Origin of the sequence: Sporosarcina koreensis, from assembly GCF_001531445.1 — a bacterium.
Lineage (GTDB): Bacteria > Bacillota > Bacilli > Bacillales_A > Planococcaceae > Sporosarcina > Sporosarcina koreensis_C.
The window spans coordinates 164,397-189,840 of sequence record NZ_LQYA01000047.1; the positions used below are offsets into that span (position 1 = coordinate 164,397).

At 45.7% G+C, this 25,444-nt stretch carries 26 protein-coding genes; 19 read left to right on the plus strand and 7 right to left on the minus strand.

The window, feature by feature from the left end; translation table 11 throughout:
- The first annotated feature begins 101 nt into the window (after positions 1 to 101).
- The 3 genes from AWV70_RS07735 to AWV70_RS07745 are packed head-to-tail and all read left to right on the plus strand — an operon-like array spanning position 102 to position 3,697.
- A complete protein-coding gene (locus AWV70_RS07735; RefSeq protein ID WP_060205817.1) occupies positions 102 to 473 on the plus strand; it encodes an ArsR/SmtB family transcription factor in 372 nt (123 codons plus the stop codon).
- On the plus strand, positions 454 to 2,562 hold the full coding sequence (locus AWV70_RS07740) for a heavy metal translocating P-type ATPase (protein WP_060205819.1): 2,109 nt from the start codon (positions 454 to 456) through the stop codon (positions 2,560 to 2,562). The genes AWV70_RS07735 and AWV70_RS07740 overlap by 20 nt, the downstream gene beginning before the upstream one ends.
- A 28-nt stretch (positions 2,563 to 2,590) precedes the next feature.
- Positions 2,591 to 3,697, plus strand: a complete 1,107-nt coding sequence (locus tag AWV70_RS07745) for a GNAT family N-acetyltransferase (RefSeq protein ID WP_060205821.1) — start codon at positions 2,591 to 2,593, stop codon at positions 3,695 to 3,697.
- 91 nt (positions 3,698 to 3,788) lie between these two features.
- Here the strand turns inward: AWV70_RS07745 and AWV70_RS23400 are convergent, their stop codons facing one another.
- Positions 3,789 to 3,944 (minus strand): lmo0937 family membrane protein, encoded by a 156-nt coding sequence (locus AWV70_RS23400; RefSeq protein ID WP_153009923.1) that lies wholly within the window; start codon positions 3,942 to 3,944, stop codon positions 3,789 to 3,791.
- 120 nt (positions 3,945 to 4,064) lie between these two features.
- Between AWV70_RS23400 and mntR the strand changes: the two genes are divergently transcribed.
- The 5 genes from mntR to AWV70_RS07770 all read left to right on the plus strand — a co-directional run bounded on the left by mntR (position 4,065) and on the right by AWV70_RS07770 (position 7,701).
- On the plus strand, positions 4,065 to 4,475 hold the full coding sequence (gene mntR, locus AWV70_RS07750; RefSeq protein ID WP_060205823.1) for a transcriptional regulator MntR: 411 nt from the start codon (positions 4,065 to 4,067) through the stop codon (positions 4,473 to 4,475).
- Positions 4,476 to 4,495: 20 nt separating this feature from the next.
- The gene (locus AWV70_RS07755) at positions 4,496 to 5,359 is read left to right on the plus strand and encodes a CvfB family protein (RefSeq protein ID WP_153009924.1); all 864 of its coding nucleotides are present in this window, start codon (positions 4,496 to 4,498) and stop codon (positions 5,357 to 5,359) included.
- Positions 5,360 to 5,418: 59 nt separating this feature from the next.
- Complete coding sequence (locus AWV70_RS07760) at positions 5,419 to 6,306, plus strand: DUF1002 domain-containing protein (protein ID WP_060205825.1); 888 nt, start codon at positions 5,419 to 5,421, stop codon at positions 6,304 to 6,306.
- Between the two features lie 46 nt (positions 6,307 to 6,352).
- Entirely contained in the window at positions 6,353 to 6,634 is a 282-nt protein-coding gene (locus AWV70_RS07765; RefSeq protein WP_060205828.1) for a GNAT family N-acetyltransferase, read from the plus strand.
- Positions 6,635 to 7,224: 590 nt separating this feature from the next.
- Complete coding sequence (locus tag AWV70_RS07770; RefSeq protein ID WP_060205829.1) at positions 7,225 to 7,701, plus strand: DUF4064 domain-containing protein; 477 nt, start codon at positions 7,225 to 7,227, stop codon at positions 7,699 to 7,701.
- A 48-nt stretch (positions 7,702 to 7,749) separates the two neighbouring features.
- Here the strand turns inward: AWV70_RS07770 and AWV70_RS07775 are convergent, their stop codons facing one another.
- On the minus strand, positions 7,750 to 8,247 hold the full coding sequence (locus AWV70_RS07775) for a GNAT family N-acetyltransferase (protein ID WP_060205831.1): 498 nt from the start codon (positions 8,245 to 8,247) through the stop codon (positions 7,750 to 7,752).
- Positions 8,248 to 8,659: 412 nt separating this feature from the next.
- Here AWV70_RS07775 and AWV70_RS07780 point away from each other — a divergent pair, with 412 nt between their 5' ends.
- From AWV70_RS07780 to AWV70_RS07790, 3 genes are all read left to right on the plus strand, one after another.
- Positions 8,660 to 9,004, plus strand: coding sequence for a hypothetical protein (locus AWV70_RS07780; protein WP_060205833.1), 345 nt, complete (start codon positions 8,660 to 8,662; stop codon positions 9,002 to 9,004).
- Positions 9,005 to 9,259: 255 nt separating this feature from the next.
- Positions 9,260 to 10,060 (plus strand): membrane protein insertase YidC, encoded by an 801-nt coding sequence (yidC, locus tag AWV70_RS07785; protein WP_060205834.1) that lies wholly within the window; start codon positions 9,260 to 9,262, stop codon positions 10,058 to 10,060.
- A gap of 57 nt (positions 10,061 to 10,117) precedes the next feature.
- Positions 10,118 to 10,363 (plus strand): hypothetical protein, encoded by a 246-nt coding sequence (locus AWV70_RS07790; RefSeq protein WP_060205837.1) that lies wholly within the window; start codon positions 10,118 to 10,120, stop codon positions 10,361 to 10,363.
- A gap of 39 nt (positions 10,364 to 10,402) precedes the next feature.
- Here the strand turns inward: AWV70_RS07790 and AWV70_RS07795 are convergent, their stop codons facing one another.
- Entirely contained in the window at positions 10,403 to 11,557 is a 1,155-nt protein-coding gene (locus tag AWV70_RS07795; protein WP_060205839.1) for an MFS transporter, read from the minus strand.
- A gap of 140 nt (positions 11,558 to 11,697) precedes the next feature.
- On the opposite strand from AWV70_RS07795, the gene AWV70_RS07800 reads away from it, so the two are divergent.
- Positions 11,698 to 12,663, plus strand: coding sequence for a M15 family metallopeptidase (locus tag AWV70_RS07800; RefSeq protein ID WP_060205841.1), 966 nt, complete (start codon positions 11,698 to 11,700; stop codon positions 12,661 to 12,663).
- A 51-nt stretch (positions 12,664 to 12,714) separates the two neighbouring features.
- Here the strand turns inward: AWV70_RS07800 and cls are convergent, their stop codons facing one another.
- Entirely contained in the window at positions 12,715 to 14,166 is a 1,452-nt protein-coding gene (gene cls, locus AWV70_RS07805; protein ID WP_201024333.1) for a cardiolipin synthase, read from the minus strand.
- Between the two features lie 278 nt (positions 14,167 to 14,444).
- On the opposite strand from cls, the gene AWV70_RS07810 reads away from it, so the two are divergent.
- Positions 14,445 to 15,773: an L-cystine transporter gene (locus tag AWV70_RS07810; RefSeq protein WP_082713519.1), complete on the plus strand. Its 1,329-nt coding sequence runs from the start codon at positions 14,445 to 14,447 to the stop codon at positions 15,771 to 15,773.
- A gap of 42 nt (positions 15,774 to 15,815) precedes the next feature.
- Here the strand turns inward: AWV70_RS07810 and AWV70_RS07815 are convergent, their stop codons facing one another.
- Entirely contained in the window at positions 15,816 to 16,997 is a 1,182-nt protein-coding gene (locus AWV70_RS07815) for a helix-turn-helix domain-containing protein (RefSeq protein WP_235588574.1), read from the minus strand.
- A 269-nt stretch (positions 16,998 to 17,266) separates the two neighbouring features.
- On the opposite strand from AWV70_RS07815, the gene AWV70_RS07820 reads away from it, so the two are divergent.
- The 4 genes from AWV70_RS07820 to AWV70_RS07835 all read left to right on the plus strand — a co-directional run bounded on the left by AWV70_RS07820 (position 17,267) and on the right by AWV70_RS07835 (position 21,869).
- Positions 17,267 to 18,568, plus strand: coding sequence for an MFS transporter (locus tag AWV70_RS07820; RefSeq protein WP_060205845.1), 1,302 nt, complete (start codon positions 17,267 to 17,269; stop codon positions 18,566 to 18,568).
- Positions 18,569 to 18,674: 106 nt separating this feature from the next.
- Positions 18,675 to 20,066 carry a TldD/PmbA family protein gene (locus AWV70_RS07825; RefSeq protein WP_060205848.1) on the plus strand — a complete coding sequence of 464 codons (1,392 nt, stop codon included), beginning with the start codon at positions 18,675 to 18,677 and terminating at the stop codon, positions 20,064 to 20,066.
- A gap of 3 nt (positions 20,067 to 20,069) precedes the next feature.
- Complete coding sequence (locus AWV70_RS07830; protein ID WP_060205850.1) at positions 20,070 to 21,422, plus strand: TldD/PmbA family protein; 1,353 nt, start codon at positions 20,070 to 20,072, stop codon at positions 21,420 to 21,422.
- A gap of 189 nt (positions 21,423 to 21,611) precedes the next feature.
- A complete protein-coding gene (locus tag AWV70_RS07835) occupies positions 21,612 to 21,869 on the plus strand; it encodes a DUF3923 family protein (RefSeq protein WP_060205852.1) in 258 nt (85 codons plus the stop codon).
- Positions 21,870 to 21,994: 125 nt separating this feature from the next.
- Here AWV70_RS07835 and AWV70_RS07840 read toward each other — a convergent pair whose 3' ends face one another.
- On the minus strand, positions 21,995 to 23,155 hold the full coding sequence (locus AWV70_RS07840; RefSeq protein ID WP_060205854.1) for an MFS transporter: 1,161 nt from the start codon (positions 23,153 to 23,155) through the stop codon (positions 21,995 to 21,997).
- A 274-nt stretch (positions 23,156 to 23,429) separates the two neighbouring features.
- Here AWV70_RS07840 and AWV70_RS24120 point away from each other — a divergent pair, with 274 nt between their 5' ends.
- On the plus strand, positions 23,430 to 23,570 hold the full coding sequence (locus AWV70_RS24120; protein WP_201024334.1) for an Lmo0850 family protein: 141 nt from the start codon (positions 23,430 to 23,432) through the stop codon (positions 23,568 to 23,570).
- Positions 23,571 to 23,720: 150 nt separating this feature from the next.
- The gene (locus tag AWV70_RS07845; RefSeq protein WP_060205857.1) at positions 23,721 to 23,942 is read left to right on the plus strand and encodes a hypothetical protein; all 222 of its coding nucleotides are present in this window, start codon (positions 23,721 to 23,723) and stop codon (positions 23,940 to 23,942) included.
- Positions 23,943 to 24,210: 268 nt separating this feature from the next.
- Here the strand turns inward: AWV70_RS07845 and AWV70_RS07850 are convergent, their stop codons facing one another.
- Complete coding sequence (locus AWV70_RS07850; protein ID WP_060205860.1) at positions 24,211 to 25,407, minus strand: FtsW/RodA/SpoVE family cell cycle protein; 1,197 nt, start codon at positions 25,405 to 25,407, stop codon at positions 24,211 to 24,213.
- Positions 25,408 to 25,444 lie beyond the last annotated feature (37 nt).

Here is a 25,444-nt window from a genome sequence, read left to right on the forward strand (position 1 = left end):
ATAAAAATTTCATTCAAATAAACGTTTGATTTTACTTGCAATTGGAAAAAAGTAAACATATACTATCATTAATCAAACGAACATTTGAATGAGGTGCTGAGATGACATCGAAAGATACATGTGAAGTGACAGTTGTCCATGAAGAAGTAGTCGGGAAAGTGCAAAAGGGATTGCCGGATGTCGGTGGCATGGTGCAGATATTCAAAGCGTTAGCAGACGAAACGAGGTTGAAGATTGCCTATTCGCTTACTTTGGAAGAGCAGCTATGTGTCTGTGATGTGGCGGCAGTCATTGGCTCCTCGAATGCGACGGCTTCCCACCATCTGCGCTATTTACGTGAGCAAGCCCTCGCAAAATCGGAACGAAAAGGGAAAATGGTCTATTACTCCCTTGCGGATGACCATGTTTCTGACTTAGTGAAGATTGCCTACGATCACGCCTCGGAAAGGGAGGATGAGCCAAGTGACCACTAAAACGGAATACAGACTTGAAAACCTATCCTGCGCAAATTGCGCGATGAAATTCGAAAATAACGTGAAGAGCCTCCCTTCCGTAACGGAAGCGACTGTCAATTTTGGTGCATCGAAGCTCTCTTTCACGGGTGACGCGACGATGGAAGAACTTCAGGCGGCAGGTGCATTCGATGGCATTCAAGTCGTGCCGTTGAGCAAAAGAGACCCTAGCCCGAAAACTCCCTTTTTCCAGAGGAAGGAAAACATCGTAACAATTCTGTCGCTCGTTTTCGTTATCGCAGGAATGTTCTTCACTTATCGGGACGTGCCAAATCCAGCCGTAGCGACAGGACTTTTTGCAGCAGCCATCCTGATTGGCGGGACGGGCATGTTCATCACTGGAATCAAGAACCTTGTAAGACTTGATTTCGACATGAAGACGTTGATGACGATTGCTATTATCGGAGCTGCAATCATCGGCGAATGGCAGGAAGCGGCGGTCGTTGTCTTTTTATTCGCCGTGAGTGAAGCACTGGAAGCCTACTCCATGAATAAAGCAAGGCAATCGATCCGCCAGCTTATGGATATCGCCCCTGCATCCGCGCACGTGAAACGGAATGGCGAAATTATGGAGTTGAAGACGGAAGATATACTAGTCGGCGATATCCTCCTTGTGAAACCGGGGCAGAAAATTGCGATGGACGGCGTCGTTCTGAGTGGGCGATCGACCGTCAATCAGGCGGCAATCACTGGAGAATCGATACCTGTGTTGAAACAGGTGGATGACGAAGTGTTTGCAGGCACGTTGAATGAAGAAGGTGCGCTCGAAGTGACCGTGACGAAACTTGTCGGGGATACAACTATCGCTAAAATTATCCACCTTGTCGAGGATGCGCAAGCGGAAAAAGCACCTTCCCAAAAGTTCGTCGATCGATTTGCTAAATATTACACGCCAATCATTATCGGTATCGCAGTTCTTGTCGCAATTGTTCCTCCTCTATTCGGTGCTGACTGGCATACATGGGTTTACCAAGGGCTCGCTGTTCTTGTCGTCGGCTGCCCTTGCGCGCTCGTTGTCTCTACTCCTGTCGCCATCGTGACGGCGATCGGGAATGCGGCACGCCAAGGAGTTCTTATTAAAGGTGGCGTCTATCTTGAAGAGATGGGCCGTATTCATGCTATTGCATTCGATAAGACGGGAACATTGACAAAAGGATATCCCGAAGTAACGGACTTTATTGCGCGAGACGAGGAGAAGCGAACGATACTGCAAGCGGTCGCTGCTGTTGAATCGATGTCCCAGCATCCATTGGCACGGGCGATTGTCGACTATGCGAAAGGGCAGGGCATCGGTGAAGCGGAGCTGCGCAACTTCCAGTCGGTTACCGGGAAAGGGGCTGTCGGAGAAGTAGATGGCGTGACAGTGCATGTCGGAAGCATGAAGTGGGCGTCCGAGCTTGCAGAACTCCCTGCGGAAATGCAACAGCGTGCCGAAGAGCTGCAACTGGCAGGTAAATCGGTCATGGCGGTTGTTATGAATCAAATGTTCCGGGCATTGATTGCGGTTACGGATCCGTTACGGGAAGAGAGTATGGATGTCCTGCGTCAATTAAAAGATGTTGGCATCAGGCATACGGTCATGCTGACGGGTGATGATGTGCGGACAGCAGAAGCGATTGCAAAACTTGCCGGTGTGACGGATGTCCGTGCGGGACTCATGCCAGAAGACAAATTGGAAGCCATGAAAGGATTGATGGGTCAATACGGTCGGGTCGCCATGGTTGGTGACGGTATCAACGACGCACCGGCACTTGCCGCTTCTTCAATTGGAATTGCCATGGGCGGGGCTGGGACGGACGCAGCTCTTGAAACGGCAGATATCGCTTTGATGGCGGATGATCTTCGACAATTGCCGTATACGATGAAATTAAGCCGAAAAACGTTGCAGATTATTAAAGAAAATATTATGTTTGCAGTAGGCTTAAAAATTGTAGCGCTGCTTTTGATCATCCCAGGATGGTTGACTTTATGGATTGCAATCTTTGCGGATATGGGTGCGACGTTGCTTGTCGTGTTGAATTCATTGAGGTTGATGAGGATCCATAAGTGAGATACGCAGCCCGAACGGGGGAATTGGAATGAAATTGCGGGAATGGACGATGGAAGAACAGGAACAGCTCATCCATTTTTTGACGACGAATACATGGCCGTTTCATGGAAATGCACATCCGGAACGTGAATTGATCGAAAAGACGATTGAAGAGGGCGGCTATGAATCGGATGAAGTGAAAACGTTCTGGGTGCAAAATGAGCAGGACGATATAGTCGGCATCGTGAAGATCCATGATTTGCAAGATGAGATTCCGCTTTTCGATTTGCGGATTGCGGATCGTTATAGAGGATTCGGATACGGACCGAAAGCGCTCCGCCTCATTACGGAATTCGTTTTCGGCATGCCGGAAGAGAAGATCCGATTGGAAGGTCATACGCGTCAAGATAACTTGGCGATGCGGAAGACATTCGAGCGCGCAGGATTTGTGAAAGAGGCCCATTTGCGGAAAGCGTGGTTTTCGCCGAAAGAGAATTCCTATTATGACGCTGTTACGTACGGGATGACTCGTGAAGACTTTTTAGCAGGAACGACGACGCCTGTCATGTGGGAAGATGCGGGCTTCGGAGAGAAACAGAAAAAACGCATTCCGAATGTCCCGGCTGAATTCGAGTCGGAGCGGCTTATCATTCGCATGCCCGAAGTGGAAGACGCCCTCGACGTATGGAATGCAATGCGGAACTCACAATCTGCTTTAAAGGAATGGCTGCCATTTGCACAAAAGGCGCCGGAACTTCATACGACCGAGGAAAATTTACGGCAATCGATTGCCGATTTCATTACTCGGAAAGACTTGCGGCTGCATATGTTTTCGAAAGAGACGGGCGAGTTTGTCGGATCTACGGGGCTTCACCGCATCAACTGGGCAGTTCCGAAGTTTGAAATCGGTTATTGGCTCGATACGAAATTCGAAGGGCGAGGGTTTATGACCGAGGCAGTTGAACGATTGACGCGCTTTGCATTTGACGAGCTGAACGCTCGCAGAGTGGAAATCAGATGTGATGAAGAAAATGTGAAAAGTCGTTCTGTCGCTGAACGGGCAGGGTTTGAACTTGAAGGGACGTTGAAATGCGATTCGCTGTCAGCGGATGGCAAGCAATTGAGGAATACATGTATTTATGCCCAAGTAAAATAAGAAAGGGTGCCACCAATTGGCACCCTTTCTCCGGCGTTAACCGGCTTCAACTTCGTGTGAATCGACGGTTTGTAGTCTCACTTAATTTACACTACACTGATCGTCTTCCAGTCAACAACTGGATGACGAAAATGATTCCTGCGATGACTAATAATAAGTGGATAAGTCCGCCGCCGACCTTCATGACAAATCCGAGCAGCCAGAAGGCGATTAGTGCTACGATAATGATCCATAGTATTTTACCCATTTTTTTCACTCCTTCGAAGTGGTATAGTGAATTTACCCGTAAGTTAGAAATTGTAAACTGCCTTGCATGCATGATTCATCATTGAATGGGCAGGGAATGTACATACTGGAGGTGGAACGGTTGGCAACACCAAGTATGGAGGATTATATTGAACAGATTTATTTGCAGCTGGAGGCTAGGGGAGAGGCCCGCGTCTCTGATGTAGCAGAAGCGCTATCGGTATTGCCTTCTTCGGTCACGAAAATGGCCCAGCGGCTCGACCGTGAAGGGTATGTCGTCTATGAGCGTTATAGAGGGCTGGAACTGACAGAAAAAGGATTGACATTTGGAAAGAAACTTGTCAGGAGACATGATCTTCTTGAACAGTTTCTTCGAATCATCGGTGTCGAAGAGAAGAACATCTATGGAGATGTTGAAGGAATCGAACACCATTTGAGCTGGAATGCGATGGACCGGATTACGGACCTCGTGGAAGCGATGAAAGAGGACGAAGAATTCGTACAAAGATTGAAGGAACGGCAAAGCTTCTAAATGGAAGAGGTAGATATTAAATGATGGAACACAAGCCAGGGTTTATTGCCCAGCTGACCGTAATTGGACAGGAAGGATCCAGATGGATTTTGGACGGCGGTGAACAGGAACAAGGAATACTGATCAACGCATCGGAATTCGATTCACCGATCGAAGAGGGAGATGATGTAGAAGTCTTCCTATACATGAACAGACGTGGCGAATTGACAGCAACAGCCCATATTCCGACGATGACATGTGAATCGTTCGGCTGGGGACGGGTCATCCGGATCGACGAGAAGGAAGGCGCTTATGTGGACATCGGTTCCTCCTTCGAAGTGCTTGTGAATAAAGCGGACTTGCCGAGAGTGAAAGCGTTGTGGCCGAAGACGGACGACGAGCTCTTTATGACATTGCGCACCGATCTAGGCGGCAATATTTTCGGACGTCTTGCGACGGAGGAAAGAGTGCTGGAATTGATTGCAGATGCGCCTGAAACTGCTTTCAATAAAAATCTGAAAGCGCGGGCCTATCGCCTGCTGCCGGTAGGATCATTCTTTTTGAGCATTCCGGAAAACTACCGGATTTTCGTCCACCATACAGAGCGGGAGCATGAGCCGCGCCTAGGGGAGGAAGTGGATATCCGTATTATCGATGTACGCGATGACGGGACGTTGAACGGCTCCTTGCTGCCGAGGAAAGAGGAACGCCTCGGTGACGATGCGGAAACTGTGTACCGGTACCTTACGGATGTCGGCGGCAAAATGCCTTTCTCCGATAAATCGACCCCTGATGAGATTAGTGAAATGTTCGGCATGAGCAAAGGCGCTTTCAAGCGGGCACTCGGCAAACTGATGAAGGAAGGGAAAGTTTCGCAAAGTGAAGGCTGGACGACCTTGAAATAGGAACTGGAACTTTTTCCACTGCACGTCGTACTACTTCATAGTACAGGAGGGGAAAGCTTATGAAGAGACTATTGATGGCGGCATGCGCATTATTGCTAGTTGTTGGGGGCTTGCTGCCGACAAGTGCGAAAGCCGATACGGCCATTGATGAGAAATTAGGTGTGCCCATCGTCGTGTTAGGGGCCAACTTGACAGACGCGGAAAAGGAAAGCGTTAAGAAGAGCTTGAATGTCGAAGAGATTGCGGAAGTCGACGAGATAACCGTCGACGGAAATGATCTTGTGAAATATATAAAAGATGGCAACAGCCAAGCGAGGATGTATTCATCTGCCAAAATTACGAGGCAGGATGAAGGGAAAGGACTCGTCATCAAAATCGTCACACCAGACAATATTACGCAAGTGACGAACGAGATGTATGCGACAGCGATGCTCACTGCTGGAATCGAGGACGCGATCGTCGAAGTGGCAGCGCCAAAGCCGGTGACGGGACATTCTGCATTGGTAGGAATTTATAAGGCGTATGAAGTATCCGGGGAAACGCTCGATACTGAGCGGACGGACGTCGCGAATGACGAGTTGAATTTGGCGACGAAGTTTGCGAAGGATTCCGGCATCGATCAGGACAAAGTGGCAGAGCTTCTGACGGAAATCAAGAAGGCGATTGCTGATAACAAGCCTGCGACTAAGGAAGAAGTCGAGAAAATTGTAAATGACCAATTGAGGAAACTGAATATCGAGCTGAGCGAGGCCGATCGGCAATTGCTGATCGAACTGATGGATCGCATTCGGAACTTAAACATCGATTTTGGCAAGCTTTCCGAGCAATTATCGGACATGGCGACGACAATCAAAGAGAAGTTCGGCGAAATCGATCCCGGTTTTTGGGATAAAGTGAAACAGTTCTTTGCGGATCTTTTTGAATCGATCAAGTCATGGTTCAACTGATGTAAGCATGTAATATGATAGAATATTGGTAAAGGAGTGAGACACAATGGAATTTGAGTTTGTCGAGCTTGGCGGCGACGCATTCGCGTTCCGGTACGAAAAGGACGGAAAGATGCTAGCAGAAATCACATGGACGCTACTCGCTGATGTCATGGTCATGGATCACACATATGTGTCTGAAGAATTGCGCGGTGGAGGCGTAGCGAAGCAACTACTCGACCGCTCCGCGGAATATGCACGCGAAAAAGGCTATAAGATGGAAGCGGTCTGCTCGTATGTAGTCACTGCATTTAACCGATATAAAGAATATGACGACGTTAAGGCGTAAACAAAAGTGGAGGGTGGCGGGACCGGTGCTCCTAACGCTTCGCTTTTACTCGCAAAAGCCGTACTTCGTGACGGCTTTCACTGCGACAGGCAGATCTGCGAAACGGCGCTCTTTGCCGTGCAGCAGAGCTGACTTATGACCCGAGCAAATCGAACAGCGAAGGGTTCGGTTTGCCTTAATTTCTGCGTTTTTCACAGAAATTAAGGCAGCCTTCTTGCCACCCGAAGTCTAGACGGGAAAGGACACAGAAAAGGCAATCCCTGGATGAAAATCAGAGGATTGCCTTTTATCTATCCACCAAATGAATTAAAGTCCCCATGCCAGTGTGACGAAATAAACGATGCTTGTTAATACAGATGCGCCTGCGACGGTATAAAGCATGTCCGTCGAGGTAAACATTACCTTTTTCCCCATATTTCATGCTCTCCTTTCGCTTTCCTGTTGTAAGTCTTTCATAGGAATATAGTACCCGCGATTGATAGTTCCAAAACTTCCCTGCAGAAAAAGGATGGAAGAGAAATGAAACTTATTGTTTTATCTCTCGTATACTTGTTATGATAGAAAAAATGCAGAAGGAAAGGGTGCTTCACTTGAATCGCACAGCGGAAAAGGTATTATCTATCATTGCGGTTATTTTAACTGCAATCGGAGTTATTTTTGGTTTTATTGGAATGGCTTTTATTAACCTTGTGAAAAATGATCCGACTATCCAGCGAGATTTTGAAAATGAAATGTTGATGACGGATCCTGCTATGACCCAGGCTGACTTAGACACGGTTTACACAGTCTTTAATTTCATGGGTGGGTTTATCTGGCTGATTATTATCGGTATGATCATCAGCGTTGTGTTGAACATTATCGGGATCGTCAACATCTGGAAAAACAAGAATGCCAAGCTTGCAGGAATCATGTTCATTATTGCCGGATTGTTAGGCGGAATCATCTCATTGCCTTCGATTTTGCTATATGTAGCTGCCATTCTTTGCTTTACGAAAAAGCCGACACTACAGGATGATCTTCAATACACGGATCAATCATATGATGGCGATGGAATGAGACCATTGTAAAAGAAAAAAGACGCTCTCCCTTTAATGGGAAAGCGTCTTTTGAATTTTTTAGGCAAGTACCGGCTGATGAATATAGTAGACGTACTGAGCAGTTTCAACAGGATAGCCCTCAAAATATTCATTGAAGACTTCCAGCAATTCAAATCCTTGTTTTTCATAAAAAGTACGTCCGGACGTATTCCGGCTATCAACATAAACAAAAAGTTTTTTTGCGTTTCCGAGCATGCTGACTGTATAGTCGAAAAGTTTTTTGCCGTAACCTGAATGCTGATAGGACGGCAGAATATACATGGCGGTCAATTCGGAGTCGCCATCTTCATCTTCCCTCGTAAAATTGAGGAAGCCGATTGGGGTTCCTTGTTCACATTCAGCGACAAGCATATGAGTTTTTTCCATCCGTTTCATCATCATTGCATCGGAATAGGAGCGATTGATAAATGATGTCTGAATGTTTTCAGGAATGATCCCTGCGTATGTATCATTCCACGTTATGTGGGCAATGTGTTGAATATAGCCAATATCAGCGGCAGTCATCGGTCTAATCATGTCGCATTCACCTCCGCAATCCTTTTTGATCATCTAGCTCCGGGCGCCAGAAGCTCGGGGTCGTAAGTCAAAGCTGCTATGTGGCAAAAAGCGCCACTTCGCATCTTCGCCTTACGCCCGTCGCCTCTAGGCAGGCGCCCTTCGCTTTTGTTTTATCATAACAAAAAACAGGTCAAGAAACTATGATTGTCATCATAATGAAATATAAAAAATTAAATTATCTAAAAAGTAGGTAGAATCAGTATAAGTCAACTGAATTATTTGAAATGACCTGAACGATATGAGATGCTACTATCTAGAAAGACGACCCGAATGTTGATTTCGATTCCGGATGAATGGAAGTTTTTAAAATCGAGATAAGGGTATACTACGAGTATAATACGATTTTTAACGTAATGGAGGAATGATAGGTATGGCACGTAAACGCGGAAATGGATTGCTTCTTGCTACGTTGGCTGCAGGTGCATACGCATATTTCAGCAAAAAAGAAAACCGTGACAAAGCGATGGTTGCGGTGAATAATATGAAAACGAAAGTCGATTCTTTTATACAAACGCAAAAATTGAACCGTTCCGATGATACGAAAGCCGGTCATTCGGATCCATATGACTTGCAGGACAATAAAATGGTAAGTGAAGGCGCGCAAACAAGTGTTCATTATTACAACCAAGAAGTGGAAGACAAGTCCAAGGAATCGGAAGTGGACGGTCTCTACCATAAGAAAGAAGACCCGAGCCAAGCCCCGCAAAATCAATGATAAAGAGATATTTCACTCAGTGGGGAATCTTCCACTGAGTGTTAGTTGAACCAATCGGGCATTAACTGGCGGTTTGCACTCCCACTTAGGTCGGCGTCTTACTGCCAGTAAATGCGGGACAACTCGCTTCCATCACGGAGGCGTTTTTTTATGGCCAATTTTCGATAAAAACTCGTAAATAACGAACATTAATTGTAATTACACTGTGAATTGATGTATACTTTTCAGTAGTTTGAAATAGTGAAGGTGAATGTATTGAAAAAGAAAATTGGTTTATTATCAATATTGGTAACCACTGCCGTTTTCCTAAGTGGTTGTTCCGGAGTGCAGAACAAAGAAGGAACGTTCTATAATATTTTCGTCAAGCCAATGGAATGGCTGCTTCATTATCTTGGAGAAACATTCAACGGAAGCTACGGACTTGCAATCATCATCATCACCGTTGCCATCCGGTTGGTGCTTATGCCGCTTATGTTGAAAAACTATAAGTCGCAGCAAGAGATGAAAATCAAAATGGATGCTCTCCGTCCGGAAATGGAAGATATCCAAAAACGCTTAAAAGAAGCGAAAGAAAAGGAAAACAAAGAAGAGCAGATGAAGCTTCAGCAGGAAATGATGGGCTTGTATTCCAAGCACGGCGTCAATCCGTTGAACATGGGCTGCCTTCCTTTGATCATCCAGATGCCGATTATCATGGGCCTCTATTTCGCAATCCTTTACGCTCCGCCGGAAGTGAAGGAGCATCAATTCCTTTGGTTCAATTTGGGCGAACCGGATAAGATCATGATGCTTGTCGCGGGTGCAGTTTACTTCGTCCAAGCGCGTGTATCATTGTGGACGATGCCTGAACAGCAAAAGCAGCAGATGAAGCTGTTCATCTATATGTCACCGATCATGATCATGTTCATTTCATTCACGGTGATGGCGGCGCTTCCACTTTACTGGGCGGTCGGTGGGCTATTGCTCATTTTCCAAACATATTTGGGCCGGAAGTTCTACTACAAGGAAGTGCAGCAACCACTTCCAGAAACAAAGCCGGAAACAAAGAAAGATTGAACAATGGCATATGGGAGGCTGGAGAGCAATCTCCGGCCTTTTTTGGAGGGAATTAACATGACTCAGAAGAAAGCAGGCGTCATCGGAATTGTTTTGTTGGCGATTGTGACGTTGTTTTTCGTCGTCAGAGGGAAGCTGGACTATGCGATCTTGACGATGATGGCGCTTTTCACGTTGACAAACGCTTCCAGGGCGAAATCGTTCAAGGAGCAAGGGTTTGACAAGGAATCCCGGTGGATGCGCTATTTATCGATTCTATTTGCGCTTTCATTTGTCGTTGTCCTATTGCTTATCATTTTATAATAAAAAAATGTTCCCCGAATACGGAGAACATGGTACCTATTAATAAGCCAACTTTTTACGCGTTGCAAGTATGATGAAAATGGCAGGGATCGAGCAAACGGTCATACCTAAAAATGCGGTACCCGGTGAGATTTCATAGAGGAAACCGGCCGGAAATGTCAGGATGGCAGTGCTTAAACTCATGGCGAATGCGGCATAGAACCCTTGAGCTGCGGCGATCTGCGAATTTGGAAGCTTTTTCGAGATGTATTGGATAAATGCATAATGGGCAATTCCGAATGATGCCGCATGTAAAAGCTGTGTCGCGATGAAAACGGCAGCTGTCGGAAAAAGGAAGACGAGCACCCATCGTATCGTCGACCCGATTGCTGCTATGAGGAACATTGTTGAAATCCGAACGTCTGATAATAAGCGATCCGCTTTAGCGAAAAAGAGGATTTCGAAAAGAACCGCGATATTCAAAATGATGCCGATATAAAACCCGTTAACATTCAAATCATCGAGGAACAGGAAGCCGTAGTTGTAGTATGATGCATGGGCGCCTTGCAGCAGCACCGCAAGCACCATGATGATCGGGAATCCTTTTGTTGCAAACAACGTCTTCAATCCGGTTTTCCGGTTGCGTGGATCCTTCCTGTCTGGAATGCTTTGCAAAACGGCCGGCGCGGGCCGGGAATAAAAAATGACAGCTATCGCAAGCCCGGCAATCATCATATAGAGGATGGCCTGTTCATTCCAAACAGCAGTAGCAGCGCCGACGAGTAAGAGTGCAATCGTATACCCGATCGAACCGAACGATCGACTTTTGCCGTAATGGACATGCTCCTTCTGCATAAGGACGGATGCACCGCTTTCGACAGCCGGTAAGATGATTGGATAAACAGCGCTGAAAAGAACCGTTATGATGAACAATGCAATGAATGGCGACTCTGGAATGTAGAGGACGGCAAGGAGCAGCGACAGGACCGTCATCCATTTCATGACACGTACATATGACGTTCTTTCTGTCAAATATGGAAAGACGAGAAACGTGGAAAACGACCGGGCAACCATCCCGGCGCCCATGACAATGCTGGCATCTTTCACGGACAACCCTTTTTCGATCGTCAACCAACCTGTCCAATAGGGGAGAAAAATACCCCATGTAAAAAAGAATGTAAAAAAACTAACAGAAAGCCAACGTTGGTTATTCATAAGTAATCCTCGCAATCATTCATTTACATATGTGAAAATAAATGATAGCATACACGGACTTGAAAGAACATCGTCATACGGCGATTTTATGCATACTGAAAAAAGAGAGATACCTAGAGTAGAAGGAAGGCCAACAGAAGATGAACCGGAAACGAAAATATAAAAGCGGGAAGAAATCGAATAAAGCATTGACGATCACATTGTTGCTGACGAGCTTGATCATGACAGCGATCGTCGTTTGGATCGGCATGAATGACTGGGATCTAAATAAAACATTGAGACAAGCGGGCATTGGTGAAACAGAAGCACCTCCAGTGGAAGAGCAGGAAGTGGACGATGCGGACGAGCCAGGAACAGTAGAAGAAGAACCTGAAGCGACGGAAGAAGAGACACCGTCTGTTGAAGAAGGAGCGGTTGAAGAACAGCCTCCTGCTGAAGAGGAAAAGACCGAAACGAAAGAGCCGGAGAAAAACGTCACGCCTACAAAACCGGCACAGAAAAATGATGAGAAGCCGAAAGTGACGACTAAACCGCCGGCAACTCCGAATAAAAGCGGCTATATCGAAGGCCAAGAACTACCGGATAAGCCGACCATTATTAACGGAATCCTTATCGCGAATAAAATATACCCGCTGCCAAGCACATACGCTCCGGGCGAAAGCAAAGAAGCAAGGGCGTCATTCGATGAGATGGCCGCCGAGGCGAAGCTTTCCGGATTCAATCTGACCGCATTTAGCACATATCGCTCGTATGAATACCAAGTGTCATTGTACGACAGGTACGTTAAAAAGGACGGCGTGGAAGCTGCAGACCGCTATAGCGCGCGCCCGGGTTATTCCGAGCACCAAACAGGGCTCGCGTTCGATATCGGGGAAGTGAACTACGAAAAGTATTGGGCCTCCTCCAAATTCGGGGAAACGGAAGCTGGTAAATGGGTAGCCGCCAATGCGTCCCGCTATGGCTTTATCCTCCGTTACCCGAAAGGTAAGGAAAGCATCACCGGCTACATGCATGAATCGTGGCATTTCCGCTATGTCGGAAAAGAAATTGCTGAAGAAATTTTTAAGCGCAATATTACGCTGGAAGAATATCTTGGTTTGAAATGACAAAAAACTCCTGCATCCGGTAATTGGGATGCAGGAGTTTTTTTGATTTGCCTAAAGGATTGGTGAAAGCAACCTTGAAACCGATTCTTTTATTTTGATCCACCGTGTCCGTTCCATATACATTTCATACGTCAACTCCGTCGACAATTGCATATCCTGCTCGAACAGTTCGGCGAGTTCGTGGGACTTCTCGCGGTCATAAATAAATGCATTGATTTCAAAATTGAGCTTGAAGCTCCGCACGTCGATATTTGCAGTTCCGACGGTGGACAATTCATCATCTACGACAATCTGTTTTGAATGAATGAATCCATTTTCATAAATATACACTTTAGCGCCTGCCCTCAAGAGCTTTCCGACATTGGAATACGTCGCCCAATAGACAAACATATGGTCCGGCTTATTCGGGATCATGATGCGGACGTCCACCCCTGATAAGCATGCGATGCGCAAAGCATCAAGGAAGCTGACATCCGGGATGAAGTACGGCGTTTGGATATAAATATATTCCTTTGCCAGGAAAATCATCTTCAAATAGCCGTCTTTGATTTGCTCCCACTCAGCATCCGGACCGCTTGATACGATTTGCAGCCCGACGGACCCTTTCCGTGGAATTGCGGGAAAGTAACGCTCCGCGTATTCGATATCTTCCATTTCGGTCGCTTGATTCCAGTCAAGGATGAACCTTGTCTGAAGCGGATGAAGAGCACTTCCTTCAATACGGAGGTGCGTGTCGCGCCAATAGCCGAATCTTTTATCCAGCCCTAAGTATTCATCACCGACATTGAAGCCTCCGACATAGCCGATGCGACCGTCAATCACAACGATCTTCCGGTGGTTCCGATAATTGAGTCGGGGATTGATAAGCGGCAGGATGGCTGGGAAGAATGCTGCCACTTCACCCCCACACGCAATCAATTCCTTTAAATGCTTGATGCGAAGACCCCTCGAGCCGATATCGTCGAACAGCACCCGGACTTTCACGCCTTGCTTCGCCTTTTTGATAAGGACGTCGAGAATGCGGGTACCTAAAGAATCCAGACGTAAAATATAGTATTGAAAATGGATATGGTCTTTAGCGTTTTCAAGATCTTTCAGCAAGGCATCGAATTTTGCCGCGCCGTCATTAAAAACTTGAACATCATTATCCTGTGTCAAAACAGCGTGGTTATTGCGAAGATGAAGGTAGATCATGTCTTTGTAATGCGCTGTGTCATCCAGTCTGAAATCGAATGTTCCTTTCTCGATTGATTCAATTTGGTAATCAATCAACGTCTCAATACCAATCCGATTTTTCCCTGCCCATCTGAACAAATGCTTTCGCCGTAGTTTTCTTCCGAACAATAGGTAGATGATAAAGCCAAATAAAGGGACGAAGAACAGAACGAGAAGCCATGCCCATGTTGCGGTAGGGTCTCTTCTTTCGAGGAAAATCAGCGCAATCGCAAGGAAAATGTTCAATATGAAAATGGATGTTATCGTAATCGTTATCAAACTGGCCATAGAAGCCCTCCTTAACTGATTGCTCACTATTAGTATACCGAAAACCAACTGAAAAAGAAGGGAATATCATCCACAAGTGAGGATTACTGCGGCTGAGGAAACACTTTCATATAAAAGCATATGCTATTATACGTTAATCCTACTTGACTGATATGATTTAAGGGTATATAGTCTTTTTATAGTTTTTATTTATTCCTGAAGGGGGAAAAGAAGTGGATACAGTTTTACTGCTTGTAAATATAGTAGCTTTGTTGCTTTTAATAGGACTTCTATATACTATGCACCGGAAAAAGGTTTCGTTTTCCAAAAGGGTTTTTTCGGGTCTAGGACTTGGAATCCTGTTCGGTTTCATCCTCAATATCGCTTACGGAGCCGACTCGGAAGTGCTGGCGGAATCGGTCAGCTGGTTTAATATCGTAGGTACCGGCTATGTCAAGCTTCTTCAAATGATCGTCGTTCCGCTCGTTTTCATATCGATTTTAGGAGCGTTCACGAAAGTGACGATCGGTAAGAACTTCGGTAAGATGGCTGGGATGATTTTAGGGATTCTTGTTGGTACAACTGCCATCGCTGCAGCCGTCGGAATTTCGGCATCATTGTTGTTCGGCCTGGACGCTTCTGAAATTGTCCAAGGCGAGGCGGAGACCGCACGTGGCGTTTCTTTAGAAGAGCGTTCCGCTGACATGGCCGGCAAGGCATTGCCGGATCAAATTCTCGACTTATTGCCTGCGAATCCTTTTCTCGACTTCACGGGAGCGCGTCCGACATCGACAATCGGTGTTGTCATCTTCGCGGCGTTCCTTGGCTTTGCCTATTTGGCACTAACAAGACGTGATGAAGAGAACGCGAATTTGGTGAAGAAGGGGATTGACGCCCTTTATTCATTGATCATGGGCGTTGTACGGATCGTGTTGCGCTTGACGCCTTATGGGATTTTGGCGATCATCGCAAGGACTGTGGCAACATCCGATTTTGCGGCGATTTATAGCTTAGGAAAATTCGTCCTTGCTTCGTATGCCGCGTTGCTCGTCATGTTCCTGATTCACTTGATCATCATTACGGTTTCCGGATTGAACCCGATCACGTATGTGAAGAAGACAGCGGAAGCTTTGCTGTTCGCTTTCTCTTCAAGATCAAGTGCGGGTACTTTACCACTTAACATCAAAACACAAACCGATCGTCTCGGAGTTCCGGACGGCGTTGCAAATTTTGCAGGTTCTTTTGGATTGTCGATCGGGCAGAACGGCTGTGCAGGCGTATATCCAGCGATGCTCGCTGTCATGATTGCACCGACTGTCGGTCAAAATCCATTGGAGCCGACATTCCTGCTCACGTTGATTGCGATTGTTGCGATCAGTTCATTCGGAGTTGCAGGAGTCGGCGGCGGAGCTACATTCGCAGCGATTCTCGTCCTGTCTGCCTTGAATCTCCCAGTCGCACTGGCTGGTTTGTTAATCTCGGTTGAACCGCTGATCGATATGGGCCGGACGGCGTTGAACGTGAGTGGTTCCATGACTGCAGGTGTGGCGACTGCGCGGGTTAGCGGCGAGTTGGATAAGGATGTCTATAATGGTTCAATGGAGCATCAGTCGATTGAAGCTTCATGATAGAAAAAATGCCGAGGAAGCATGTACGCTTCTTCGGCATTTTTATTTACTTCGAATCAATTCATAAGTCTTCATGATGAAATCTTTATAAGGCGTGCGTGGCATAACAGAAACATTTTTCACTGCCAAGTCGATCGAACGGATTGCTTCGGTTTCATTACCTAAAGCTAAGTGGCAAAGCGCAGCATACGCATCCTTCTCGTAGAAGATGGATAAATCGAAGGGGTGGTGGATGTAATCTGCAATCGTCACTTGTCCGAAACAAGATAGCGCGTTTTTGTATTTCCCTAAACCATACAGCACCTTGCCTTTCTCCATGAGGATATATGGCGTGTTCGAATTGTTGGCACTGTCGTCGGATAGATATTCATCGAGAAGATCCGATGCTTCCATGTATGCATGTTGACGGGATGTTAAATAATGGATTTTCGTATACTTAGTGAAAAAAATAACTTCTTCATCATCCGCAAATTCTCCGTAAAGCAGGAGTTTTCGCTCATAATATTCCATCGCTTCTATATCCTCATTCATCATCGCATGGATGGTAGCCAATCGGTACAGATGATCAATCCGGTAGAAAACTTGCTTTTCCTTGGAAAATTCAATTCCTTCATTCATGACGCGTATCGCATCATCCGCATTTCCGACTGCATAGTGTAGGACTGCTTCATAGTAATCGAAATCGAGGCGGGTGAGCGGATCGATAAATCCATTTCGAGCTTCTATTTCAGACCGCTCTTTCAATAAAATTGAAAGGGCGCTTTCGTAATCATGCTCAGTGAACTTCACCATTGACCTGAAAATTCCTAATGAAGCAAGACGGGGAATAATGTTCATTTGGTCGTAAAGTTGGGCTGCCTTATTAGAAATCTCTTGCCAACCGTCCCTCTTTTCCAGATAAAGACTGCGGCTATAGATATCCAAAAGCCGCGCAGCTTCGTAGCCTTGCGTCAATTTTTCAACATAGGGACTAATTAAAGCGATAATTTGCTCATACTCATCTGTTATCGAATCGAAATCCACATCGGCTGTATTGACTAGTTTTTCCGCATTCTCTAAAACTTCCTGCAGTTCCTGAGTACTTACTTCCTCCATAAGCTCAGACATTTCAACGCCAAGCTGCTCCGCGATATACGATAAGCTCTCCATCGAGGGATTCGCTTTATTGTTCTCGATTAAACTGAGCATTCCTTTTGTCAGCTGGTCTCCCGCCAATGCTTCCAATGTTAATTTTCGTTGTTTACGCAGCTTCCTGATTCGTTCACCTAATGTTTGCAGGGGGATCACCTCCGATTATGTTGTGTAAGTATGTGGAAAACGCAAAGTCATAACTTGTCGATGTTCGAGAATTGCCCCCGTTCCAATTCGGAAACAGCCGTCATACAATAAATCATTGACTTTGTTTAATTATATTAAACTTTTGCTTGTAATGGAAGAGGGAACGTGGTATTCTTTGTTTAATTAAATTAAACTTATTGAATGGAGTGATTATTTTGAGTGAAGCAATGAAATTGAAAAGAGCGACATACCATCTTTGGACGTTTACGATCAGTAAGCTTATCGCATCGTTCGGCGCACAAGTATATGCGTTTGCAATCAGTTTCTATATTTTGCAGATGACGGGATCCGCTACGAATTTCGCGACGAATCTTATTTGTAGCATTTTGCCGCGCGCAATTATGGCGCCATTTGCAGGGTATGTTGCAGATCGATATTCAAGAAAGACGATCGTCATTAGCGCGCAGATTGCAACAACGCTTGCAATTGGCGGATTGCTGACAGTAAGCATCGTTTCGGGCTTGTCGCTTCCCGCGATTTATACGACGACGGTCATTTTATCGATTACGTCGACATTTTCCGGAGTGGCATTCACGTCTTCAATCACGGGACTTGTGGATGAGAAACGCATACAAAAAGCGATGTCGATGAATCAAATGTCGATTTCGTTTGCAGCAATTGCAAGCCCTGCAGTAGGCGGATTGCTGTACGGCACGGTGTCCATGCCGGTATTCCTAATGATTTACATGGCGGCATCTACTACCGCAGTCATATTGGAATCAACGATGAACTTCAAATTGTTTGCGAAACGAAAAGAAGTTGTAGAAGGCGAGCCGAAGGAAACGATGCTCCAAAGCATGAAAGCTGGTTTCTCCTATTTGAAGCTGCAATCGGTCTTAATGACAATCATCTGGATTTCATTAGTCATTAACTTTTTGTTCGGCGCATTCCAAGTCGGCTATTCTTTCATCCTCATCGAAAAGATGAAAATGGCGTCTACACATTTTGGATTTACGGAAGGTGCCCACGCTGTAGGAATGGTGGTCATGTCCATTTATTTATCAGTACGTAAAGAGTTGAAGTATCCATTATTAGTTGGCAAGTGGGGGATTGTATCGATGGGGATTGTCATGGGGGCTGTAGCGTTGCCATTGCTCCTGCAGATGCCATACAACGGGCTATTCGCTTTCTACACAGTGCTTATGTTCAGTTTTGGCGTCCTTGTCATTTTTGTCAACACGCCGATCCAAGTAATGATGCAAAAGATGATCGACGACGATTATAAAGGCCGTGTCTTTTCCATTTTGGAAACGATGGCAATCGCACTCATGCCGCTTGGGATGGTATTGTTCGGATTCCTCTATGACGTCTTGCCGGCACAGTGGATTCTGCTCACATCAAGTGCATTCCTCATCCTCATCGTCTTGATCATGGCGCGTCCATCCGTCGTACGGAAAGCGCATCCGGAGCTCGATAAAACGAAAATCGTAAAAACGGAAGTAGTGCAAGAACAATAGAATGGTATGCATTTGGAAACAAAAACATGGAGAATGAAACTATTTTCCTAGCGGCTCGTATACTTATATGTATCGTTGACAGAAAAGTAGGAACAGGGGGAAGATTATGCTGAACAAAGCGCTTATTGAAGATGTATTGCAAGCTGCACTTGAAACGGGCGGCGATTTTTCGGAAGTGTTCGTTGAGGATCGGTACACGAATCATATGGTCCTTCAAAATTCCAGATTGGAGAAAAATTTATCCGGACGCGATTTTGGAGTAGGAATTAGGGTGTTCCACGGATTGCAGAGTGTCTACGCTTACACGAACGATTTCTCGAGGGAGGGCCTTTTAAAAGCTGCACGTACAGCTGCAAAAGCGATTCAAGGGAAAATGGATGGAGAAACGACAGTTATTCCTCTTATAAAAGAATCGATCTCGACACTTCATCCGATACAAATCATGCCTCATGAAGCAGCCAAATCCCGAAAACTCGCAGTCATGCGAAATGCGAATGACATCATTCGAAATTATGATCCGGAAATCGTGCAAGCAATCATTAACTTGATTGATGAAGAGCAAAATGTCCTCATTGCCAATTCGGAAGGGAAATTCGTGGAGGACCAGCGGGTAAGAAGCAGGATGTCTATGGTATCCATTGCTTCAAATGGGGCGGATATGCAGACAGGTTTTTATGGTCCTGGCGCCTACCAAGGTTTTGAGTTTATCGAAAACCTCGACCTCGATCATTATGCAAAGGAATCTGCGCGGATTGCCAAAACGATGCTCCATGCTGATCCGGCTCCGAGCGGGAAATTCCCTGTCGTTATCGACAATGAGTTCGGAGGTGTCATTTTCCATGAAGCTTGCGGCCATAGCCTTGAAGCATCATCAGTTGCAAAAAACGCTTCTGTTTTTGCAAATAAATTGGGCGAGAAAGTAGCGTCAGACCTTGTTACATACATTGACGATGGGACGCTTGAAAACGAATGGGGCTCGATCAATATCGATGACGAAGGTGAAAAATCCCGTAAAAACGTGCTTATTGAAGATGGCATTCTGAAAGGATATATGATCGATAAATTGAACGGTAGACGGATGGAAATGGAGTCCACTGGCTCAAGCCGCAGGCAATCTTACAGATTCGCTCCGACATCCCGGATGACGAATACGTACATCGCTCCTGGAAAATCCACGCCTGAAGAGATCATAGCCGACACGGAATACGGCATTTACGCGAAGTACATGGGCGGCGGTTCGGTCAATCCTGGAACGGGTGATTTCAACTTTGCTGTCAATGAGGCGTATGTAGTCAAAAACGGGAAAATCGATAGACCAATCCGTGGTGCGACATTGATTGGGAACGGGGCGAAAACGATTCTGGATATCGATCGCGTCGGCAATAATTTAGGCCACGGAGCTGGAATGTGCGGCGCGTCCAGCGGCAGTTTGCCAGTGAATGTCGGGCAACCGATGGTGCGTGTTAGTGAAATCACGGTCGGCGGAAAGGAGGCATAACCAATGAGCATTGAACAATTAAAAGAGAGGCTGTTTGCTGAAGGTGAAAATACAGGTTTTACTGATCTTGAACTCTACTACGAGAAAAAAGAGAGTCTAACGATCGGGTTATACGAAGGGGAAGTGGATAAATACGATTTTTCTGATGTTCAAGGAGCTTCTGTGAGAGGGCTGTATAACGGGAAAACGGGATACGCCTATACAGAAAAATTCGATGAGGATTCAGTTTCATTCCTGCTGAAAAACGCAGTGGAAAACGCGGAATTGATTGAAAATGAACCGGAAGAATTATTCACAGGAAAAGCGGAGTATGAAGAAATCGAGTTTTATAGTCCGGAATTGGATGCTGTCAAGCCGGAAGAGATGATTCAATTCTTGCAGGAAGTGGAGAAGAAAATCCTGGCGTATGATCCACGGGTAAAGAAGGTCACAACATCCCAAATGCAGAATCAGAAATCGGAAAAAGGCCTTTTTCATGACAAAGGGTTGGAGCTCAAGGAAGCAAATAACTTTTTACTATTTTACGTATCGATTCTCGTCCAGGAGAACGACGAATTGAAATCTGGATTTGTTTTTAGAATCACTAAAGATTTTAATGAGCTTGATGCAGACACGATCGTAAAAGAGGTTGTAGAACAAGGTGTAAGCATGTTGGGAGAAAGAAATTATCCGAATAAAAAATACCCTGTCGTATTGAAAAATGAAGCAGCTGCTTCTCTATTGTCAACATTCACATCCTCTTTCTCGGCTCAGGCTGTACAAGATAGCCGGTCTCGCCTTCAAGGGAAGTTGGGTGAGAAGATTGCGGCGGAACATGTGAATCTGATCGATAACCCGTTTCTTCCAACTGGGATTCAAAGTGCAACATTCGATTCGGAAGGGGTTCCGACGCGAAAGCTTAACATCGTCGAGGAAGGGCATTTACAAACCTATTTCCACAACTTGAAAACGGCGAAAAAAGATGGCGTGGAGACGACAGGCCATGCACACCGCGGGTCTTATCGGGGTTCTGTCGAAGTGAGTCCGTCCAATTTCTATATTGAGCCTGCCAATCAAACGGTGGAACAGCTATACGCTGAAATTGAGGAAGGCATCATCATTACTGATTTAGCAGGTTTGCACTCGGGAGCGGATCCGATTTCAGGCGACTTTTCATTGGCGGCTGACGGATATTATGTAAAGGACGGCAAGGTTGTCGGTCCGACAAAGCAGATGACCGTAGCCGGAAACTTCTTTGAAATGCTCCAGGACATTGAAGAAATCGGTAGTGACCTGATATTTTCACCGATGAGTTTCAATGGGTATATCGGTTCTCCGTCGCTTAAAATAAAGGGCTTGGCCATCACGATCGATTAACAGCTGGCTAATTTTGAATAAGAAAGGGCATAACATATTTGCACGAATATGTTGTGTCTCTTTTTTTATGCTACCGAGTTTTATACGCCTCAAGACTTAGCTAAAATTATATCTCAGGTCCATTACCATGAATTCGCCTGTACTATACGATGGATTCAGTAATTATGCGAATTGTTAGGATGTGAGAATGTGAAGAAAAGATGGCTGTTTTGGTGGATTGCTAATGCTTTTTGGATTGTCGTTTTAGCAGTAGGTTCAGCTTTCATTTGGCTAAGGGAAGTCGATGGTGCGGGTGTTATTCAAACGCCTGAAGCAAAATTAGTAGCATTTATAGTTTTATTAATCGCATTTATAATCCCGGCAATACTTCAAGTTGTATGGCTAATTGTTAATCTTGTAATTACTAGTAATAAAAAAATGGAATATCGTAATGAATTATCAAGTTAAAGTATCATACGTATTCTGAGAGTAAGAATCGACTTTCGCAAGTGGGGACGCGAAAAAGTGAATAATCAAGGGCATACCATATGGTTTGTAACCAACAAGGTATGCCCTTAACTTTTTTTGCCTACTTACGCCGAACGCAATGTCTTCGATGACTTGCGATACATGAAGATGAAGACGATCGAAATGACAGCAAGTGCTGCAGAAATATAGTAGATTTCGCCTGTCATCCTTGTGAATAACCATGTGAATAAAAGCGGCCCGATGATGCGTCCCATATTGTCCATCGAGTACGTCATGCCGGCTGCTGTGCCGTACTTCCCGCCGGATTCCTTCGACGTCAATGAAACGAGAACCGTCCGTGCAAGCGCGTTTCCTGCGGTGAAGACGCTGAGCGCCACGCCCGCCCAGAAAAGGCTGCCTGTGAATGGGATTAAAATCAGACCGAAGGCGGTGATGACCTGCCCGCCCAGAATCCATTTCGTCTCTGAACCGTTTTTCACACGACGCACGACACCGCCTTGAATAGCGGCATCAACAAATCCACTTGCCATGAACAAATAGCCGACTTGCTTAGGTGTAATTTCGATTGCGGAAATTTGGAACAGCTGGAATGTCGATTCAATTCCCGCCAAAATGAGCGTCACCATGAAGGAGAGCAAAAACAGATTCCGAATCCGGTATTGCCAAAGCATGATGCCGCCTTTCGGGAGCAGCGCACGTTTATTTGCCTCGCCGAGACGTTCCGGCTCTTTTAGAATCGCGCCAGCATAGATGACCAATAGCAATGTCAATACACCTGAAGCGATGAATGGCAATTGCAAGTTGGAATGACCGAGCACACCGCCGATTGCCGGTCCGAAAATGAATCCGAGTCCGATCGACATGCCGAGCAAGCCCATATATTTATTCCGATTTTCCTCCGTCGTCATATCCCCGACAAATCCGGTAACTGCCGTGTATAATGCACCGGAGAAAATTCCGCCGACAACACGTGAAAGGTACAGCATTGTAAGGTTATCAATGAAGAATGCGAACAGGAAGAAGCTCAAGCTGAAGCCGATGAGGCCGACGATGATCAACTTCTTGCGGCCTGTCCGATCGGATAATGCACCCCATAGCGGAGCGGTGAAAAATGATGCAAGAGAATAAACAGTCAGCAATCCACCGACGTGGATTTCGGAAAGATCCTGCTGCACAATCACTTCTGGCAAAATCGGAATGATAATGCCGAAACCGAGATAGACAAAAAATTGAACGGACATTAAGAGAAGAATTGATTTTTTCATGTATGTACCTGCTTTCAGTAGACATCATTACGACCATTTTACTCTGCGTGTCGCATAGTGACAAAGGAAAAGGTGTTGGTCGTAATCTTTTATTTGTCTTTATGTATAAAGCATTTACAAAAGGCGAACAATTTGTAACATAATTGAAAGATTTAAAAGTGGACAGGAGTGGTATGATGTGTATAGATGAAAATTGGTATGATTTTCATTTCAATGATGAAACTTTCCAATGTAAGATACGTCAACAACATATAGAAAGGTCGAGGTGGAAAAGATGGCGAAAGAAAAGGTTGATTTGAAAAAAATCATCTCCAACTTGGCGAAGTTGGGTGTTTCGGCAACAGCAACGAAATCCCGTATGGAAATGCTGAAAGCCCTCGCGCCACCTGCAAATGACCCGCAAATACAGTCATAACGAAAAACCTCCCGCAATCGTGCATGCATGCGGGAGGTTTTTTTATGCGCTTTTGCAGCGTGTTATGCGCGAATAAAACGGTTTATGCGCATTTCTAGCCATTTATGCGTGAATAAATCAATTTTTGGGTTTTGCGCCTAATCTAGGTGATTGAAGTGGAAGCCGGCGACTCCTGCGAACACCGTCACGAAGAACGGTGTTTGTGAGCAAAGGCAAAGTGTTGCGAACAGGAATGCCAAAACGGATGCCTTAATTTCTGCAAAAAGCGCAGAAATACGGCAAATCGAACTCTTCGTTGTTCGATTGGCTGAAGCCATGCCCGCGGAAAGCGTCCGGCTGGAACGTAAATCACCAGTTTTCGTTATTGTCTAGCTTCGGGCGCCCTCCGCTTTTCGTTATTGTCCAGCTCCAACGACCAGGTCCTCGGGTCATAAGCCGTATCGGCTGTGCGGCAAAAAGCGCTGCTTCGCCGATTCGTCTTATGTCTGTCGGACCTAACCGGTCGTTTCCGCTTTTCTATATTGTCTAGCTCCGGGCGCCAGATGCTCGGGTCATAAGTCAAACCTGCTGTGTGGCAAAGAGCGCCACTTCGCATTTTCGCCTTATGCCTGTCGCATCTAGACAGGCGCCCTCCGCTTTTCTATTCATCATCATCCGAACTAAACATATACGTCCGATGATGGAACTTCATGCTGAAGACGAGGCCGATGGCGAGCATGTTGCCCATTAATGAACTGCCCCCGTAACTAATGAATGGAAGCGGGATGCCTGTAATTGGCAACAATTGAATTGTCATGCCGATGTTTTCGAACACATGGAATGTAATCATTGCGATGATGCCTGCGCAAATGTATGTGCTGAATGGATCCTTCAGTTCAAGCGTGATTTTTGTCATATGATAGATCAGGAAGAAGTATAGACAAATGACGAGGCTTGCGCCGATGAATCCCCAATCCTCGCCGATGGTGCTGAAAATGAAATCGGTATGGCTTTCTGCGACATACACTTCACGCCCTTGAAACCCTTTTCCGAAAATTTCCCCTGAACCGATGGCGTTCAAGGATGTAATGAGATGGCGCCCTTCATTCGACGCATACGAATAAGGATCGAGCCATGAGTAAATTCGTTCTAGTTGATACGGCTTGACACCGAGTTTCGCCAAAAATTCTTGAGCGTACAGTGCCATCCAAAGAATTGTTCCCCCCAGGGCAGCAGTACCGATAAAAATCGGAAGGATGATCCGCCATGTGATGCCTGCCACGATGATCAATGCAACAGTGATGGCGATGAAGACGAGCCCTGTTCCTAAATCGGGCTGAAGCATGATGAACACGAACGGAAGGAGGAAGACTGCAGCGATTTTGCCAAGCAATAGGAAATCCGTCTGCAGCGTCTTTTCCAAATAGCGTTCATGATGCTTCGTAATTGTGCGGGCCATTCCGATGATGAAAAATGTCTTCATGAATTCAGCTGGCTGGATGCTCCCGATGCCGGGCAGGTGGAACCAGCTTTTTGCCCCGTTTCTGCGGGAGACCAATTCCAAGCTTTCAGGCAAAATGAAAAGTGCTACCAGGAGAAATACGCCGCCGCCATAGATGATCCAGGCGGCTTTCTTATATTGCTCCGGCTCCAAGTACATCGTGATGGCGATGATAATCGAGCCGATAGCATACCATTGAATTTGAGACGGAATGAAATTTATTGGTTCACCGTTTATCTTATATTGCCCTGTCGTCTGAGCGGATGCGATGGCGACGATGCTGACCGTGAAGAATAAGAGCATGATGAACGCAAGCGGCCAATCGAATCGGTCTACAGGTTTTTTATCTATATTCATTCATTTCACCTTATCAGTTAGTTGGATTGGCGTAGAA